Annotated in this window: 11 protein-coding genes and 2 pseudogenes; 3 read left to right on the plus strand and 10 right to left on the minus strand. The window is 56.7% G+C overall.

Annotated elements, in window-relative coordinates:
* The coding region (locus tag QEH52_RS17895) for an AMP-binding protein (RefSeq protein ID WP_308952324.1) at nucleotides 1-1366 on the minus strand (1366 nt) is incomplete at its 3' end.
* Entirely contained in the window at nucleotides 1351-2343 is a 993-nt protein-coding gene (locus QEH52_RS17900) for an o-succinylbenzoate synthase (protein ID WP_308952325.1), read from the minus strand. The genes QEH52_RS17895 and QEH52_RS17900, both read right to left, overlap by 16 nt.
* Before the next feature lie 159 nt (nucleotides 2344-2502).
* On the opposite strand from QEH52_RS17900, the gene guaB reads away from it, so the two are divergent.
* Genes guaB through QEH52_RS17915 form a run of 3 tightly spaced genes read left to right on the plus strand, consistent with a single transcriptional unit; the run spans nucleotide 2503 to nucleotide 6016 of the window.
* Nucleotides 2503-4077, plus strand: a complete 1575-nt coding sequence (gene guaB / locus QEH52_RS17905) for an IMP dehydrogenase (RefSeq protein WP_308952326.1) — start codon at nucleotides 2503-2505, stop codon at nucleotides 4075-4077.
* Nucleotides 4078-4089: 12 nt separating this feature from the next.
* Entirely contained in the window at nucleotides 4090-5637 is a 1548-nt protein-coding gene (locus QEH52_RS17910) for an adenylosuccinate synthetase (protein WP_308952327.1), read from the plus strand.
* Nucleotides 5638-5692: 55 nt separating this feature from the next.
* A complete protein-coding gene (locus tag QEH52_RS17915; protein ID WP_308952328.1) occupies nucleotides 5693-6016 on the plus strand; it encodes a hypothetical protein in 324 nt (107 codons plus the stop codon).
* A gap of 63 nt (nucleotides 6017-6079) precedes the next feature.
* Here QEH52_RS17915 and QEH52_RS20800 read toward each other — a convergent pair.
* The 8 genes and pseudogenes from QEH52_RS20800 to QEH52_RS17950 form a co-directional block, all read right to left on the minus strand.
* Nucleotides 6080-6157, minus strand: a pseudogene (locus QEH52_RS20800) (histone protein); the annotation flags it as partial.
* A gap of 1395 nt (nucleotides 6158-7552) precedes the next feature.
* Nucleotides 7553-7924 (minus strand): annotated as a pseudogene (locus tag QEH52_RS17920) (SDR family NAD(P)-dependent oxidoreductase); the annotation flags it as partial.
* A gap of 231 nt (nucleotides 7925-8155) precedes the next feature.
* On the minus strand, nucleotides 8156-9187 hold the full coding sequence (locus tag QEH52_RS17925) for a polyprenyl synthetase family protein (protein WP_308952329.1): 1032 nt from the start codon (nucleotides 9185-9187) through the stop codon (nucleotides 8156-8158).
* A gap of 78 nt (nucleotides 9188-9265) precedes the next feature.
* Nucleotides 9266-9577 (minus strand): hypothetical protein, encoded by a 312-nt coding sequence (locus QEH52_RS17930; protein ID WP_308952330.1) that lies wholly within the window; start codon nucleotides 9575-9577, stop codon nucleotides 9266-9268.
* Between the two features lie 55 nt (nucleotides 9578-9632).
* Nucleotides 9633-10757, minus strand: coding sequence for a DUF4340 domain-containing protein (locus tag QEH52_RS17935; protein ID WP_308952331.1), 1125 nt, complete (start codon nucleotides 10755-10757; stop codon nucleotides 9633-9635).
* Between the two features lie 4 nt (nucleotides 10758-10761).
* Nucleotides 10762-13686 carry a Gldg family protein gene (locus QEH52_RS17940; RefSeq protein WP_308952332.1) on the minus strand — a complete coding sequence of 975 codons (2925 nt, stop codon included), beginning with the start codon at nucleotides 13684-13686 and terminating at the stop codon, nucleotides 10762-10764.
* A 111-nt stretch (nucleotides 13687-13797) separates the two neighbouring features.
* Complete coding sequence (locus QEH52_RS17945; protein ID WP_345785483.1) at nucleotides 13798-14718, minus strand: ABC transporter ATP-binding protein; 921 nt, start codon at nucleotides 14716-14718, stop codon at nucleotides 13798-13800.
* 548 nt (nucleotides 14719-15266) lie between these two features.
* On the minus strand, nucleotides 15267-16186 hold a 920-nt coding region (locus tag QEH52_RS17950; RefSeq protein ID WP_308952334.1), incomplete at its 5' end, for an alpha/beta fold hydrolase.

A 16186-nucleotide genomic window follows, 5' to 3' on the forward strand; every position in this document is an offset into this window, starting at 1 on the left:
CCGCCGTGGTTCGGCTCTTAGGCTCGGCGGTCTTCACAAGTGAAGCCCCTACCTTTGCGACGTTCGCCAGCGCCCCTACGACCTTTCCTTTTTCATCCAACGGCAGGCGATCCACCCAACGCAGCTCTTTCGGGATTTTATAATTCACCAATTTCTCGCGCAGCTGTGCTTTCCAAGCGGGCTGTTCGCGACCGGTATAAAACACGACCAGCCGCTGCCCCCACTCAGGGTCGGGCAATCCCACCGCTAACACGGCTTCAACGCCAGCTAACTGCGCCACCGCGGCTTCCACCTCGCGGGGGTCAATCTTTTCGCCGCCGCTGTTGATCAGCCGATCTTTGCGCCCGATCACATGCAACCGTCCTTTGTCATCAAGACGGGCCTCGTCGTCGGTCAAATAACCGGCGCTGCCCTCGATGCGCGGCTGCCCATGATAGCCCTGGAAGAGGGCCGGGCTGAAGATGCGCAAACGGCCATCGGCTTCGATCTGAAAACGCGCCTCACCAATCGCCACCGCCCCGGCATCGGGCGTCTGCAAGAAGTCCGCCACTGGCACGGCGGCCACCATGGCGGCAGTCTCGGTCATGCCATAGACGGGAATGATCGGTAACTGACAGGCGCGCGCTTGCTGCGCAAGCGACTCAGGCAGAGCGGCCCCGCCCACAAAAATCGCACGCGCGGTCTGCAATGTTTGGACACGCGCATCCGAGCCCAAGGCGCGCTGCAACTGTGTCGGCACATAGGAGAGACAACGGCCCGCGACCTCATCTTCATCGAAGCGTATCTGCCCACCCGTCACGTAAGCGCGCAACAACTGCATCAACCCGCTCACATGATACAGCGGCAACACGCAGCAACTATCAATCGGGCCACCGCCCAGTAAGCCTTGCACGCCCTCGCAAGCCGCACAAAGCGAATCCCAAGTATGCACGGCCAGCTTCACCCCGCCCGTGCTGCCACCGGTCGGAATCAAAATGGAGCCCGGCTCTGGAGACGTAGGGGCTTCACTCGTGAAGACCGCTGAGCCTAAGCCCGTAACAGACGACGTGCCGACTCCACCGCGGTCTTCACAAGTGAAGCCCCGACCAAAGCAAATAGCTGGCGACACTAAACGCCCCAGCTCTGCTTGCTCTTGCGCGCCCCACTTGGGATTGGCCAAGATCACAGGCACGTCCAGCAAAACAGCCGCAAAAAACGCAGCGGCAAATTCTATGGGATCCTGCTCCGTCAACAACACCCCACGCGCTTGCTGCTGACGCGTGAGCGCTTCCACCTGCGACAGATAGTCCTGCACGCGCGCCACAAGGGCCTCGCCTGAAATGCCGGCGATCCAGTCGCGCGCGAGTTCTTCTAAATCGAGTTCCATATCTGCTCGGGCACATAGGCTGCGCGGGCGTTCGTGTCAATCGCCGCCGCCGCGGGCAGGTGATTGCGTGTATCATTAAAAGCGTCTACGGTATCGAAACCGATCGGAGCTGACAAGTCTGGTAAACGATCCGCCAAGGCCAACACACTCTCCGCGGCAATGCCGGTCTCGAACACCGACGAGAACACCAGCTGCGCCGCCACTGGTAACAAGCGCTGTTGCAGGGCTCCGACCTCCCCCATCAAGGCAGCCTTGACCACCAAGGGCCCCGACCAGGCGCCGGGTTCTAAAAAACGCGCCCCACAGTCACCATTCAGCGACTCATCGAGGGCGATGGGCACCCCGTAGTCGTGCATGTAGCGGGCCATACTTGCCTCTTGACCGCAAGCCAGCGGTTGCTCGATGTAGTCTGTTTGCTGCGGGAAGCGCGCCAAGAGCTCCAGCCATTGCTCTAGCTCGGATGAATTCAAGCCGGCATTGGCATCGAAACGCAGCCGCACGCCTGGCGGCAGGGCGTCCAAGAGCTGACCTGCCCATTCCAGCTCTTGAGCGACGGGGGCCACGCCGATCTTCCATTTCAAATTACGGTAGCCCGCTTGCACGCGTTGCCGCGCACGCGTCAATCCCGCATCTCCGGCGGGCAATAACCCAGACACGGGGTAGACACGTGTCCTCGCTGATGCCGCTACGTCCGCTGATGCCGCGACCTGCGCACTGGAGAGTGCAAAGGCGCAACAAGGCAAATCCTGAGGCACTGGCAAGTCCGCTTGCACTTGCAATTGCTGCAAAAAGGCCTGCGCCTCTGCCAGTGTCTCGCTGCCAAATTCCGGGATCGGGGCCACCTCGCCATAGCCGACTTGCCCGTCCTGCTCGACGCGCAGCAAAAAGCCTTCACGCAGCGCCCACTCGCCGCGCGCAGTGCGTAGCGGCCTGCGAAAGGCGCGTCGATAAGGCTTAAATGAAATTTCGCGACTCATGGAATTCTATCGTAGGGGCGTGATTCACATCAGCAGGCAAAAGCTGCGCGCCCATAAATGCCACAGCAGCCACGACGACGCGGGCAAGTCGCGCCCCTACACTCTCATAAAGTATCATTTACGACTTGAGAAAAGACAATCTTTTGCTGAAGTCAGCCTATGAAAGCACCTCGAATCGAAGACTATTATCAATCTGCAGATCAGTTCTTCCAGAACAACTTGCCGGTCGGCCTGACCTACGACGACATTTCTCTGGCGACGCTCTACTCAGACGTGCTCCCTCGCCAAACCAATTTGGGCACCCGTCTCTCAGAGTCGCTCGAGCTGCAAATTCCGATCATTTCTTCGGACATGGACACGGTGACCGAATCCAAGATGGCCATTAAAATGGCGCTCAATGGCGGCCTGGGGCTCATTCACTATAATATGACCGACGAGAAGCAGGTGCGTGAGGTCGCCCGCGTCAAAAATCATATTCACGGCTTCATTCAGGAACCGATCAAAGTCGAGCCCAACCAGAAAATCGGCGAGGTCATGGACCGCATCGCAGATCGTGGCTATGGTTTCAGCACTTTCCCAGTGGTGGATGACAACAATAAATTACTTGGCCTGCTACCGGGGCGAGTCGTCAAAGCGCGCTACGCCAACCGCCTGGTCTCGGAAGCGATGACACCACGCGATCAGGTCTACACGCTCAACGAAAAAGAGATCACTAAAGATCCGATCAAGACCGCGGACAAATTTTTCACCGACCACCTCGGCATTCACAAGCTACTGGTGGTGGACGACGAAGACCGCCTACGCGGCCTGTTCACACTCTCCGACATCGAGCGCATCGACGCCGAGTCACAGCAGTCCGTCAAACCCGCCCGCGACAGCCACTTCCGTCTGATGTGCGGCGCAGCCATCTCCGCCCACCGCAAGCCCGATGGCGAACTGGACCGTGAGCGCATCATCAACCACGTAGGCAAATTGGTGGACGAGGGCGTGGACACCATCGCGGTATCCACGGCACATGGATTTTCTAAAGGCGTCGGCGACACCATCCGCATGCTACGCGGTGAGTTTGCCGACCTGACTTTGATCGCCGGTAACGTCACCAGCGCCGAGGGGGTCGAATTCCTCGCCGACGCGGGTGCCAATACCATAAAAATCGGTCAAGGCCCGGGATCAATCTGCACCACCCGCATCGTCGCTGGTGTCGGCATCCCGCAAATGACCGCGCTCTACTGCGCCTCCATCGCGGCCCGTAAGAAGGGCGTCGCGATCCTCGCCGACGGCGGCATTACCAAGTCGGGCGATATGGTCAAAGCCCTCACCTTGGCCAACGGCGTCATGTGCGGCAGCTTACTCGCAGGCTGCAACGAAGCGCCCGGCCAGATTATCGAAATCAACGGCAAGCAATATAAACAATACCGTGGCATGGGCAGCAGCGCCGCCATGAAAGACGGCTCCGCCAGCCGCTACGGGCACGATCGCAAGGACATCGCCACCAAGGCCGCAGCCGAAGGCATTGAAGCGCTCAAAGAATCCGTCGGCTCACTCAGCGGCGTGCTGCGCGAGCTGGTGGGCGGCATCCAGTCCGGCATGGGCTACCTCGGCGCCGCCGACCTGGCTCAGCTCCGCGAGAAAGCCCGCTACATCCGCGTCAGCCCAGCCGGCCAAAAGGAATCGGCTCCACACGATGTGATCACCGTGAAAACGAGTGACTCATCAGCCGACTCTTCAAAATAAGTTTACTAAAACATGCTCACACCATTTACCTCCCAACTGATTGCCGATACCGGCATCTCCACAGGCGACGAAGGCAAGGGTCGCGTCATTCTCGAAATTGTGAACGAATTACGCGAGACCACCGGTCGCGAAGACGCGGTAGCGGCCGTCATGAAGGTCAACGGCGGCTCCAACTCGGGACACACCGTCGCGGGACTCAAGCTGAACCTATTGCCAGGCGGCGTAGCGGACCCGAAGGTTCCCTATCTGCCAATCGGCGCGGGCGTGGTCGCCGATCCACGCAAGTTCCTCTGGGAGTCGGCCTATGCGGAGCTGCACGGCCATGTCGCAGTCAAACGCCTCGCGATCGACGAGCGCTGCTTGGTCTCCGACCTCTGCCACCGTCTGCTCGACCTCGCCTGGGAAGACTACCGCGTGCACGTGCAAAAGGGCGATCCACGCGGCTCGACCGGTCGCGGCATCACGCCGGCCTACCTCGACGAAGTGGGACAATTTCAAATTTTCTATGCCGACTTCCTCGGCAGCAAAGAGGCCTTTGTCACTAAAATGCAGGGCCGCATCGACCGCGCACTACGCGTGATCGAGCACGTCTGCCAAGTCGCCCCGGAACGCTGGCCTACTTTCTTTGAAACTCTCACTGGAGCGGAAACCCGCGCCAACGACGAAGTCATCCAAGCAGGCAAGTTCGACGCCAGCGAGTTCGACTTCAGCCAATTCGCCGGCGAAGCCCCCTTCACACTCAATGCCGAAAAACTGATCGAAGCCTACTGGGCCGCCGGCCAGGTGCTCGCTACACAAGTCTGCGATGTGCGCGAGCTAGTGCTGCGCGAGCAAGACAAGGGCAACTACATCATCGGTGAATTTGGCCAAGCCTACTGGCTGGATAAGCGTCACGGCTTCGCCCCCAACGTCACTGCCTCGCACACCTTTACGCCAGAGTTTTTCCAATCTGCAGGCATTCCCGCGCAACCGATTCACAACGTCGGCTGCTGCAAGGCCTACGACACCAAAGTCGGCACCCACGTATTCATCTCCGAGATCGACCTCGACCACCCGCTCAGCACCCTGCTGCGCAAGATCGAGTTTGGCGCCACCACCGGACGCCAACGCATGGTCGGCTGGTACGACGCCGTCGAAAAGGGCGACGCCCTACGCTACGGCGGCTATCAAGACCTCGTGCTGAATAAGCTCGATGCCCTCTCGCATAATGGCGAATGGCAAGGCGATCTACAAATCTGCACCGCTTACCAAGACGAAGATGGCAGCATCGTGCACCACGTGCCACGCGACATTAAAGTCCACCGCCGCCTCAAGCCGGTATTCAAAACAGTGCCCGGCTGGAGCGAAGACATCTCCGGCGTGCGCAGCTTTGCCGATCTGCCCGAAGCCGCCAAGGTCTACGTGGCATGGCTATTAAAAGCCTTAGTCGAAGTCGCCAACCACGGGGATCAGCACAAAGACAAGATCCCTAACCTGCGCTACATCGGCGTCGGCCCCGAGCCCAGCCAAATCATCAAAGACGTACCGCCCGTGAAGGAACTATTGAAGCTCGCGAAATAAGCGTAGTGACAAGCTTCCAGCTTGTCTGAGCACTCAACTCGTCAGAACTCAATCTATGATGGAACTCCCAGAATCCCTTCAAAAATGGAGCGACGATGAATTACGTGCGCTCAACCATGCAATCGTTGACCATCTCAAACAGCGCAGAGCCGTCCAAGCAAGGATGGAAATGACTCGCTTTCAACGCGGCTGCAAAGTCGAGTTCTGGTCCTCGGAAGGCGACTTAATCGAAGGCACAGTCATCAAATTCAATAAAAAGACCGTAAGTGTCCTCACCGAAGAGGGCACGCAATGGAACGTCTCCCCATCGCTGCTGACACGAACAGCCGATGCCATCCCACCCGCTCAAGAGCAAGAAGTCATCGACTTCGATGAATGATTACTCCGCCTCCTGTGCTTCAACCTTCTTAGCGACCTTTTTCTTAGCTGCCTTCTTAGTCGCTTTCTTAGCGGACTTCTTCTTGGCTGCTTTTTTGGCCACCTTCTTTTTAACTGCTTTCTTCGCCGCTTTTTTAGTGGCTTTCTTAGTCGCCTTCTTGGCTGGTGTTTTCTTAGCAGAAGCTTTAGGTGCTGCAGAACTTTCGGCCTCGGACGCCTGAGCTGCCTGAGCTTCTTGAGCTTCTTGCTTCGGCTCAGAAGAATGCGAGGCAGCTTTCTTCTCGCTAGCAACTGACTGCGGAGCCTCGGACTCAAGCCGTGGGAGCGGAGCGACCTCGGTCACGCTCACCGGTGCTGGAATTGGTGCGGGAATTGGTGCGGGAATTGGTGCGGGAATTGGTGCGGGTACTACGGACTCCGCACTAGACACCTTTGACTTCGCGGTTGCCCGCGTGCGGCCGCGACGTTGCGGACGAGGGTCTGGCTTGGATAAAAATTCGGATTCGGTCTCGATACGTGCGTCCAAAATCGGCTTGGGTTCCACACGAGAGCGCCCCCTGCGTGAACTGCGCTTAGGCTTGTCCGCAGATGGATCGCTCTTTGACGCTGCGTGTAGCGATTGCCCTGATACATCGCTCTGCTGCAAGTCACGCGACTCGCCTTGCGAACGCTGATGGGAACTTCTTTCGCTCTCCACAGAATTAGACGATGCTGCTGGCACATCTTTCTGCTCTGACTGCGATTGACCACCCTCGGCTTGTGACGGCTCTGCATGATTGGACGGCTCACTCGACTCTTTACCATCGCGATCGCGATTACGATTGCGGCCTCCACGACGACGTCCACGACGACGCTTACTATTTCCGGAATCTTGCGAGTCATGGCTCTGCTCAGAATTTGATTCCGTCTCTACTTGCTGCTCAGGCGAAGATTGCTGCGCGGCATCCTCACGCGGCGCACGCTCGCCCTTCTGCTTTTGCTTGCGATCAGGGCGTGCCTTACGTTTAGAATCCTGCTTCTGCGACGGCTCATAACGCTCAGGGTGCGCCTCAAAGTCCTCAATCGCAGCCGCAATCTTCTCTTCCATTTCTTCATCAGTATAAGGAATCGTGCGCTCCACTCGCTCCTTTTCCTGGGTCGGAATTTTGGGCTGATCGGGCGGGCAATAAGCCTGTGGTGGAAGCACGATCTCACTATAGGGATCCAATGGTAGGGAAACCTCAGGCAAGACTTGGTCGGCATGTGCACTCGTTCGCGGATACAACACCAACTCCGCCGGCACGTTGGCAAAATTCGGATCCAGCAGCTGTTCCACCGCTCGCGCGACATCCTCCAAGTCAATATGCGTTTGCTCGCTACTCTTAACTGAAAGCGCATCAGGCTCAGGATTCTGCCGCAGCACTAAATTGGTGACACGTAAACCAACATCACGTGCGCGATCGAAAAGTGCACGATTCATTTCACGCAGACCACCTTCCAATAAAGCGTTAACCGCACTCGCAGGCGCACCGCTCTTATTGGCAGGGATCACGTTAATCAATTGCCCACGAAAGCGCAATAAATTCGGCAGTGCCAAACGCGTGAGCATGACGGGCCCCAGCAAACCTATCTTAAGAATCGCTTCCAAGTTACCGACCGGCAATTTTTCAAAGGCCGCCCCGGGGGTGACGTCGATCGCGTGAATCAGAAGATCCAGCGATTTCTCCTTTTCAAGAATCTGAGCCATCGTCTCCGAGACTGCAGTCAGATTACTGAGATCGACTGGATGCGCAAAAAACTGTGGGTCTGCGAAAGTAACTTTAGAAAAGTTGTTTCCGATGCCGTGCACGCGATAACCTTGGTGTACCAAGCGTTGAATAAGACTGAGCCCGAGGGGGGTCTCGGCTCCAGTGACAATTGCAATGTCCATAAACTGTAAGAAAGTGGCTCGGCAAACGGAGAACACCCGTGCGGGGGTTCATCAACAACGCATTGACGAGAAAAATTGAATGGGTGAATGAGATGTCGAAGGACGACAGTGCAAAGAGCTAACTGTAAGAATCATTCTGGCAATTGAAATCGCAGCAGATTTAGAGGCATTTTGCAAAATCGTCAGCACTCGACAGCCAGCACTAATAAACGCAGCTTAACTAGGCGCTAGTTACGCAATCCGCCCAAGCTGCGCGCGCACCAAGTCCGCGATCTTCTGCATCGAAGCCACCGGTGGCAACTCGGCAAAGGGCGCGACAGCATCCGTCGCGAGCGACAACTGATGCTCAAAAGCCTTCACCACCTCATCAAAAATGGGGAAATCGTGCAGACGCGCAGTGAAATCCGCAGCCACCGTTTTATCGCCCGCGTTGAAGCGCTCCATCAACGCCTCACGCTCCTCAGCTGGCAATTTCTCCAAGAGCAGCAACAAGGGCAATGTGAATTTCCCCTTGTCCAGATCCGTGCCCAGCGTCTTACCGATCATCGACTCATCGGCGTATAGATCCACCAGATCGTCAAAGATCTGATAGGCGATGCCCACATGACGCCCAAAGAGCCCCGCCGCTTCGCTAAACTCATTCGAATAACCGGCCACCTTTGCCCCCAAGCGGCATGCCACTTCAAAGAGCTCTGCCGTCTTGAGCTGAATCACACGAAAGTAAAATTCACGACTATAATTGACCTCGCCACGCTGGTAGGTCTGCGCGATCTCGCCCGCACAGACACGCGAAGTCGCGCGCGCCACCGAGCGACAGATCTCATTGGTATCAAACTCAGCAGCCAACTTCAGCGCATGCGAAAAAAGCACATCACCAATCAGCACCGCTGCCGCAGGACCAAACTTCTTAGCCGCCGTCTCCTGGCGATGTCGCGTATCCGCCTCATCCAGAATATCGTCGTGCACTAGTGTGGCCAGATGCACCAGTTCGATCACAGAGCCCAGCTTGATTAGATCTTGCGCACGCGTCTGCCCCGGGCCTTCCCAACCACTATAAGCGACCAGCATCGGCCGCAAGCGCTTGCCACTATGCCCGAACACATAGCGCACATGCTCCTGAACCTCAGGCTCAAGCTCACCCACCTGAGATTGCAAAAAAGCATCAAGATCATCGAGATAAGGCTTCACTGGAGCATAGACCTCGGCAAAACCGGCGGCGGCTACATGATCGACTTCGGACTGAGAGCGGGTTGTCATAAACATGCATGAAAGTCGGAAGGTCGAAAGGTGCAAAGATAAAGCGCTGATTTCTCTCAAGCCGGAAACATGCACGGCACCAGCTCACGCCACCTGCTGGGCACCACTGAACCGACGGCGAACGCGCCAGAGTATGACTTGCAAGGCCTCGCTCAAACGACTGGGACCGGCTTCGATCTTTTCTAATAAGTCTTCCAGTTCACAATAACAGACCTGGGCGCGTTCGTGCAAATCCCTCGACTCTGCCCGGTATAGATCCCGTAAGATCTCCAGCAAGCGGGCTCGCTCGTGAATCGAGAGACCACACGATGCTCCTTGGTGTGACTGCTTGAGTATGTGATGAAAGGCGGATTCCACATCATTCAAAAGATCCGCCTTCGGCTTTCCTTTCTCCATATGTTAACCTCCTTCCATGGCGAGGAGCCGCCCCTATAGTAAAACCTACATCGAATTAACTTTCATCGGCGTTGGCTTCGTCCGCTCCGTGATTTGCCGTCTCACTGCCCGCGCTGTCTTCTTCGACTGCTGACTCGGAAGCGCCCTCTTCTTCAGCGGACGTCGCAGTATCCTCGGCCGTGGCTTCGTTGACTTTCACTAGTTTGTCAGCGACCAGTTGCTCCCCGAGTCGACCGCCCAAGTAGGCACTCACTTCAAACCATTCTTCGCGATCCGAAACCGTAACAAAGTGTCCACCGCCCTCTTTGGCTTTGTACACCTGATAAGTCCGCTCGCTAATGCCCTGTGGCTGCTTACCATCGCGCAGTTGTAGGTGGATGTGATTCATCGCATCCTTACCATCGACCAGATCGGCCGCCTCTTCAGCAGGATAGGCCCGAGTATAGCGCATGCTAAGCAAGCGATCCAAGTCACTCTCAAAATTGTCTAACTCGAAGCTCTCGCTTTCGGTCAAGCCTTCAGCCACCCAGGTGGTTTCAGGCTCGACCTCGGAGCTGGCTTCCTCGCCTTCGTACGCCCCTGCGGGCTCGGCGGTCACGGCTTCCTTACGCACAGTCAGATCGCCGATGCGCACGGCTGCCACTTGATCAGCCTCAAGCTGTAGCAAGGTTTTGTCCTGCCACTGCGCGATGTCGGCCGGTAGATCGTAGCTGCCGAGAGCGACGGCGTAGATCTCTTTGCCATCGCCCGCCCGCACATGCGAACGCCGCGCGCCGGCACCGCTGCCGAGGGTGAGCGAGGCGACTTCTTTGCCGTCGGCGTAGAGTTCGACGCGGCGCTCAAATTCGTCATCGCTCAACTTGAAGCGCTTGAGCGAGGCCTCGGTCTGCGCCACCGCAAGACCATGCTGCAACTCCTTCAGCCGGTCCAAGAGTCGGTCCACGCGATCGGCCTCCACGGGGAAGCCCTCGGCGGTCGTCCAACTGTCGCCGGAGCGCTTCAGCTCACTGCGCTGTTCGCCGTCGGCCACAAGGATGCGGTCGACTTGTTCGCGGTTAAAGTCGAGGAGCGCCTGCATGCCCTGATGGCTTTGCAGCCCCTCGGATCGAAAGCTGATGGCGAGAATCAAAAATGCCTGCAAGACAAGCAATCCGCCCAGTATTGTGATTTTCTTTTTCATACGTTTAAACCTCCGCTAAAATTTGTTTGTAGTGCGCCGTCCGCTTGCGACGGCAGAGATGGCGAATGAGCCAGACCAGCCCCAGACCGCTGATGGCCAGCCCGTAGTTGGAGAGCTCCATCACCCGCATTTCCTCTTCGCTCATCGGCTCTAGTGTGCGGGCGAGTTGGGTGCGCCCGCGAATCGTGAGTAGACCGGCATCGTCGAGCGACCAGTCGACCACGTTTTGCATGAACTCCAGCGGCGCGGTGTATTCCGTGCCCAGTGCTTGCGAGGTGAGACTCAAGGCACTGTCTTCGGCAAAGCTATTACTGCCGATCACCACCAGACGTGCGGAATCCGAAGAGCGCTGAATGACTGAGCCAACGACCAGATCTTCGGGCTCTTCAGTCGCTTCTGCGGCGACTGCGTTGTCCTCTGCATCAGCATCCTCGGATTCGGCCTCCGCGGCCTCTTCCTCGGGCAGCAGTGGTGATTCCTTGTCCTTGAAGTAAGAATCGAAGTGCCCCTGAGTCGCAACGGCAAGCGTCTGCGGGCTGCGCGCCAGTCCGGGCACGAATCCGGTGAGTGGATACATCTGGTAGTCGGGCATCACATCGGCCTCTTCCGAGGTCCAGCTGTCGGTCGAGGAGCGCACCAGTCGGGCAACTTCGCGCCCGGCGCTCTTTTCCGAATCAACCGTAATAGGTGAGGCCCAGTTCATGGTCAACTGTCCCAACGCAGCTGTCACAGGGTGACCGTCATCCAAGCCTTCGCTTCGAATGTCGGGGAAATGTGGATACGGCATCATCACGATTTCGTTCACCGTGACGGGCCCGACGCGACGCGGTACGGGGATGGCCAGAGAGGCGTTTTGCGTATCGAGCACGAGGCTGTCCCCCACAGTGATGCCCATGCTGCCCAACCACTCATCGAGACCGGAGCGCTGTTCGTTGGCGTTAATCGAGCGCGTGATCGAGACGTCAAAGGGTGAGGTCGCGATCACGACGGAGCCGCCCTGCATCAGAAACTGGTCGATGGCGAAGATCGCCTTTTCTCCCAGATTATCGGGAGCCAGCACCATCAGTAGATCGACATCCACGGGCACTTGGCCGGCATCGAGTTCGACATCGATCACACGGGCATTGGCCTCGAGCGTGCTGCGCAGCTCATTAAACTCCTTCGCTGCCGGCGGCTGCATCATGTAAGGGTTCATGGCATTGTTCGCTGGTCCTTCCGGTGCCACCAGGCCAATGGTCTTCAAATAACCGGGCGACAGCCGCTGGATGGCGGACTCGATCGACTGGCGCAGTTGCGTCTCGGAGAGCTCGGACGGCAGGGGCACTTGCACGGATTCGTCACTGCCCTCCAACACCATGTAGAACCAGAACGGCTGCATATCAAAGAGCCCGGCCACCTGAGGCACAAAGCCGTATTCACGGTTGAGCTCTTGGCCCAGCTGACCGTTGTTGGCATCGGGATCCGCGAAGTCATAACTCAGCTTACCGCCGGAACTTTCGGCTAGGCTTTCGAGGGTGTTCTCCAACGAAGCGCGCAGCTCGGCCAGTGCGCTGGGCAATCGATCGGCGGGCGAGACGTAGGCCTTAAACTCAACCGGCGCGGGGAGCTCGGCAAATACGTCGGATCCGGCGCGATAGCCATTGATGACTTTGCGCACGGCGCGAGTGATCTCGTATTCCGGATTCTTGAGCAAGACTTCCGGCTCACCCGAACCAGAGGACTTGACCTCGATCAAATCATCGAAGGAAAGCGTCTCGTGTTGATCGCCATAAGCGACAACCAGGTCAAAGTAGGAATTGACCACGCCGGCCTCGTAGCGGCTAGCCATACGGAAAGGCACCGGGCGGATGCCATATTTATCGGCGGCCTCTTCTTCAACCGACTGATCACTGTGCGGATCGACAAACTCGACGCGCACTTTCTCGCCACCGGCCACCTGATACTCTTCGAGCAGATCCTTCAATTGCGGCACTAGCGGCTCCAGCAGCGGATGACTCTTTTGCGAGAAATAGCCGCGGATCAGTAGCGGCTCCGCAGCCTGCTGCAAGTAGGCCCCGGTCGCTTCGGAAAGCGAATAGGCATTGCCCTCGGTTAAGTCAATGCGGGCAAAGCGAACGCTGTGCAGCCAGACATTGGCCGCCAGTAGATTAACCACCGCCAAGGCACACACCGTGACCCACTGCACATGACGGCTTTGAGTCGGATTGCCTGCCCAACGCAAGCGCTCCAGGCTAAAGAGGTTGAGGGCGAGGAACACACCAAGGATCGATAAATAGTAATAAATGTCTCGCAAGTCGAGCACACCGCGAGTGATCGAATCGAAGCGCGAACCACTACCGATCAACTCAAGCACACCACTCACACGATGACTGAAGAGCGTGGTCAACATACTGGAGCCGACCAAGTAGAAAACGCCCGCCGTAAAGACGGTGAGAATGAGCGCGACGATGGGATTGTCCGTGCGACTGCTCATATAGAGACCGATTGCCACATAGGCCGCCGCCAAAAAGATCGAGGCCACATAGCCACCGATCACCGGCCCCCAATCAAGCGGCCCCGCCAGCGCGACGGAAAACGGTAGTGGTAATGTCAATACAAGTGCGAGGCCGACCAGCGCGAGGTTGGCCGCAAACTTACCCAGCACCAATTGGAAGGAGCCGACCGGGCTGGTGAGCAAGGTCTCGATCGTGCCTGCACGACGCTCCTCAGACCAGGTGCGCATGCTCAGCGTGCCGACGAGGAAGATCAACAACACCGGCATCCATTGAAAGAGGGGCTTCACATCAGCGATGTTGCGGGCAAAGAATGCCTCGCCCCAGAAAAAGATAAAGAGCGTGACGACCAAGAAAGCGCCCATAAACAGCCAAGCCGCCGGCGAAGCGAAAAAGCTGTTAAACTCTTTGCGAAAGATATGCCTAAAACGATTCATAATAAGTATTTCAACAAATAGGTTTCATCGTAGGGGCTTCATTTATGAAGACAGCCGCACCCAGCCTCGGCGCTCAAGCTCAGCGGGCGTCACAAGTGACGCCCCTACATTTTATGCAAGCGCCGCCTCGCCGCGGTTCACTTCGGCGAAGACGGTTTCGAGATTACGAGTTTCGGGATGGAGGCGGTAAAGCTTATCGCCGGCTTCAGTGATTGCGGCCACCACTTCGGGTGCGGTGTCGCCCTTCGCGTCGAGAAGATAGGACGACAATTCGTCGACCGTTTCCACTTTGTGCACGGCAGAGACGCCGGCCACGCGGCCGAGATAGTCGGCGGCCTGCTCGTTGTTGACCGTGACCCGCAGCTGGCGGCCTGTTTGCAAATCTTCGATCCGCGAGTCGACGACCAGCTTGCCCTGACGCATGATCAACACGCGCTCGCAGACCGCTTGCACTTCCTGCAGAATGTGGGTGGAAATAATGACGGTCGCCGACTTGGCCAGATCCCGGATCAACTCCCGCATTTGGAAGATCTGCGTCGGGTCGAGTCCGTTGGTCGGCTCGTCGAGAATGATGATGTCCGGCTTGTGTAGGATCGCCTGCGCTACGCCGACACGTTGACGGTAACCGCGCGAGAGCGTTTGAATGGGCGCGGTGGCTTTTTCACCCAGCGCAGTGCGTCGGATCGCCTCGGCCACTCGTGACTGTATTTGAGGTTCGGATACACCTTGAAGGTTGGCTTGATACTCCAGATATTCGATCACCGTCATTTCCGGCCAGACCGGACAGTTTTCCGGAAGGTAACCGATCCGCGCTTGGATCGCCCGGGTATCGCGGCCGACCTGGAGATCATCGACACGGATCTCCCCGCTCGTCGGCTCCAGATAGCCAGTTATCATTTTCATGATGGTCGTCTTGCCCGCGCCATTATGACCGAGCAGTCCGACCACCTCGCCTTTTCCGATTTCAAAGCTGACCTTATCGACCGCTTTGAAATCTCCATAATTTCGAGACAGGGATTGGATCTGTATCATGACATTTTCTGTATTCGTATTATATAATGAAGGAACTTCATTGTAAAAGACCGTACCAGTTCCAGCGATTGCAAGCATTGCCCAAGGCTTCCGTGCCTTTCAGCACTTTGATGCGTTTCACAAGAGCGCGCTCTCCCAGCGGCCTAATCTTGATCGATGGTTTCGTAGCTGTAGCCATCGTATTTATCCTTTGTTATCGGTTAATAAAAAGCCCTCAGAACGCACCGGATTCCGGGAGCACTGAGGGCGCGAAAGCTTGCTGTAAAAACCACACGCAAAGATTGAAGCAGGTGAACCACTCGCCTGCCCCTCAGCCAAAACAAATAATCGAATGAACGAATTTTCGTGTGACTTCATTTGCGTTACTTATTGGAACGCATTTATCAAAAAATGTGCCAAAATTCTTCGAAAATTTGCTACCTCCGAAAACATACTAACTTACGAACAAAATAACACTGACGCCCGCGTACAGCCAGGCTCTCACAACTGCGAAAAATGAGACAGCAGGACACAGACAATTGTGACAACTGACTCAGTGAGTCGTTTAATTACAGCCAGGCATCCAGCACTTCCAGAAAACCCTTGCGGTTTTCAACATGCACATTGTGCCCCGCGCTAGGGACCATTTCCTCATGCAGGTGCGGAAACCAATGCAGCATCTCATTCGCATCATCGTCATCGATAAAATCAGAATTAGCTCCACGCACCAAAAGCACAGGGCCCTCATAACGATCCGTTTCCAATAAAGAGTTTTGTCGAATATGGGGCAAGCTCGCGTGTAAAGCCTCAAGATTCACCTGCCAACGGAAAGTGCCGCTCGCCTCATCACGCACCAAGTTCGTCAATAGGAATTGCCGCAGCGCCCAATCCGGCACCATTGGCTCCAAGAGTTCTTCCGCTTCCTTACGATTAACCAATTCAGGCACCGGAATACGTTTCATCGCGCGAAACTCATTATCATGATAGGGCGGATAGGGCTTCGCGGCGATATCCACGATCACCAAACGCTCCACCACTTCCGGGCGCTCACAGGCGTAACGCATGGCCACCTTGCCCCCGAGGCTGTGCCCCATCAATTCAATCGACTCAAGCTCATGCAAGTCCAAATAGGCCTGAAGATCCTCACACATTTCCGACCAGCGCATCGCATCCGAATGAGGCGAGCTGCCGTGGTTACGCAGATCCAGCACATGCACATCAAAACGATCCTGCAGCGTCCGCCCAATCGTCGACCAATTACGCGAAGAGCCCAAAAGCCCATGCAAGACCACCAAAACCGGCGCCCCCGGATTCTTAAAACGAAGAGAATGTAGTGCCACTGCCATGCACAAACTCTCTACCAAAATCCCCCCCTTGTCACTCATTTTGATCACATGAACGGTGTCCAAGTAATCCAGATCAAAATGCAGCGTAGATTTGCCTGAGCGACTGCAGGGCTTGGCTGATGAGGCTGCCGACTCTGAGGTGA

This window comes from Thalassobacterium maritimum (assembly GCF_031127805.1).
Taxonomy (GTDB): Bacteria; Verrucomicrobiota; Verrucomicrobiia; order Opitutales; family Coraliomargaritaceae; genus Thalassobacterium; species Thalassobacterium maritimum.

Coding starts and splice junctions, on each gene's coding strand:
- QEH52_RS17945 (WP_345785483.1), bottom strand. CDS start 14,718: ATGATACAGATCCAATCCCTGTCTCGAAATTATGGAGATTTCAAAGCG.
- QEH52_RS17935 (WP_308952331.1), bottom strand. CDS start 10,757: ATGAAAAAGAAAATCACAATACTGGGCGGATTGCTTGTCTTGCAGGCA.
- QEH52_RS17915 (WP_308952328.1), top strand. CDS start 5,693: ATGATGGAACTCCCAGAATCCCTTCAAAAATGGAGCGACGATGAATTA.
- QEH52_RS17925 (WP_308952329.1), bottom strand. CDS start 9,187: ATGTTTATGACAACCCGCTCTCAGTCCGAAGTCGATCATGTAGCCGCC.
- QEH52_RS17900 (WP_308952325.1), bottom strand. CDS start 2,343: ATGAGTCGCGAAATTTCATTTAAGCCTTATCGACGCGCCTTTCGCAGG.
- guaB (WP_308952326.1), top strand. CDS start 2,503: ATGAAAGCACCTCGAATCGAAGACTATTATCAATCTGCAGATCAGTTC.
- QEH52_RS17930 (WP_308952330.1), bottom strand. CDS start 9,577: ATGGAGAAAGGAAAGCCGAAGGCGGATCTTTTGAATGATGTGGAATCC.
- QEH52_RS17910 (WP_308952327.1), top strand. CDS start 4,090: ATGCTCACACCATTTACCTCCCAACTGATTGCCGATACCGGCATCTCC.
- QEH52_RS17940 (WP_308952332.1), bottom strand. CDS start 13,686: ATGAATCGTTTTAGGCATATCTTTCGCAAAGAGTTTAACAGCTTTTTC.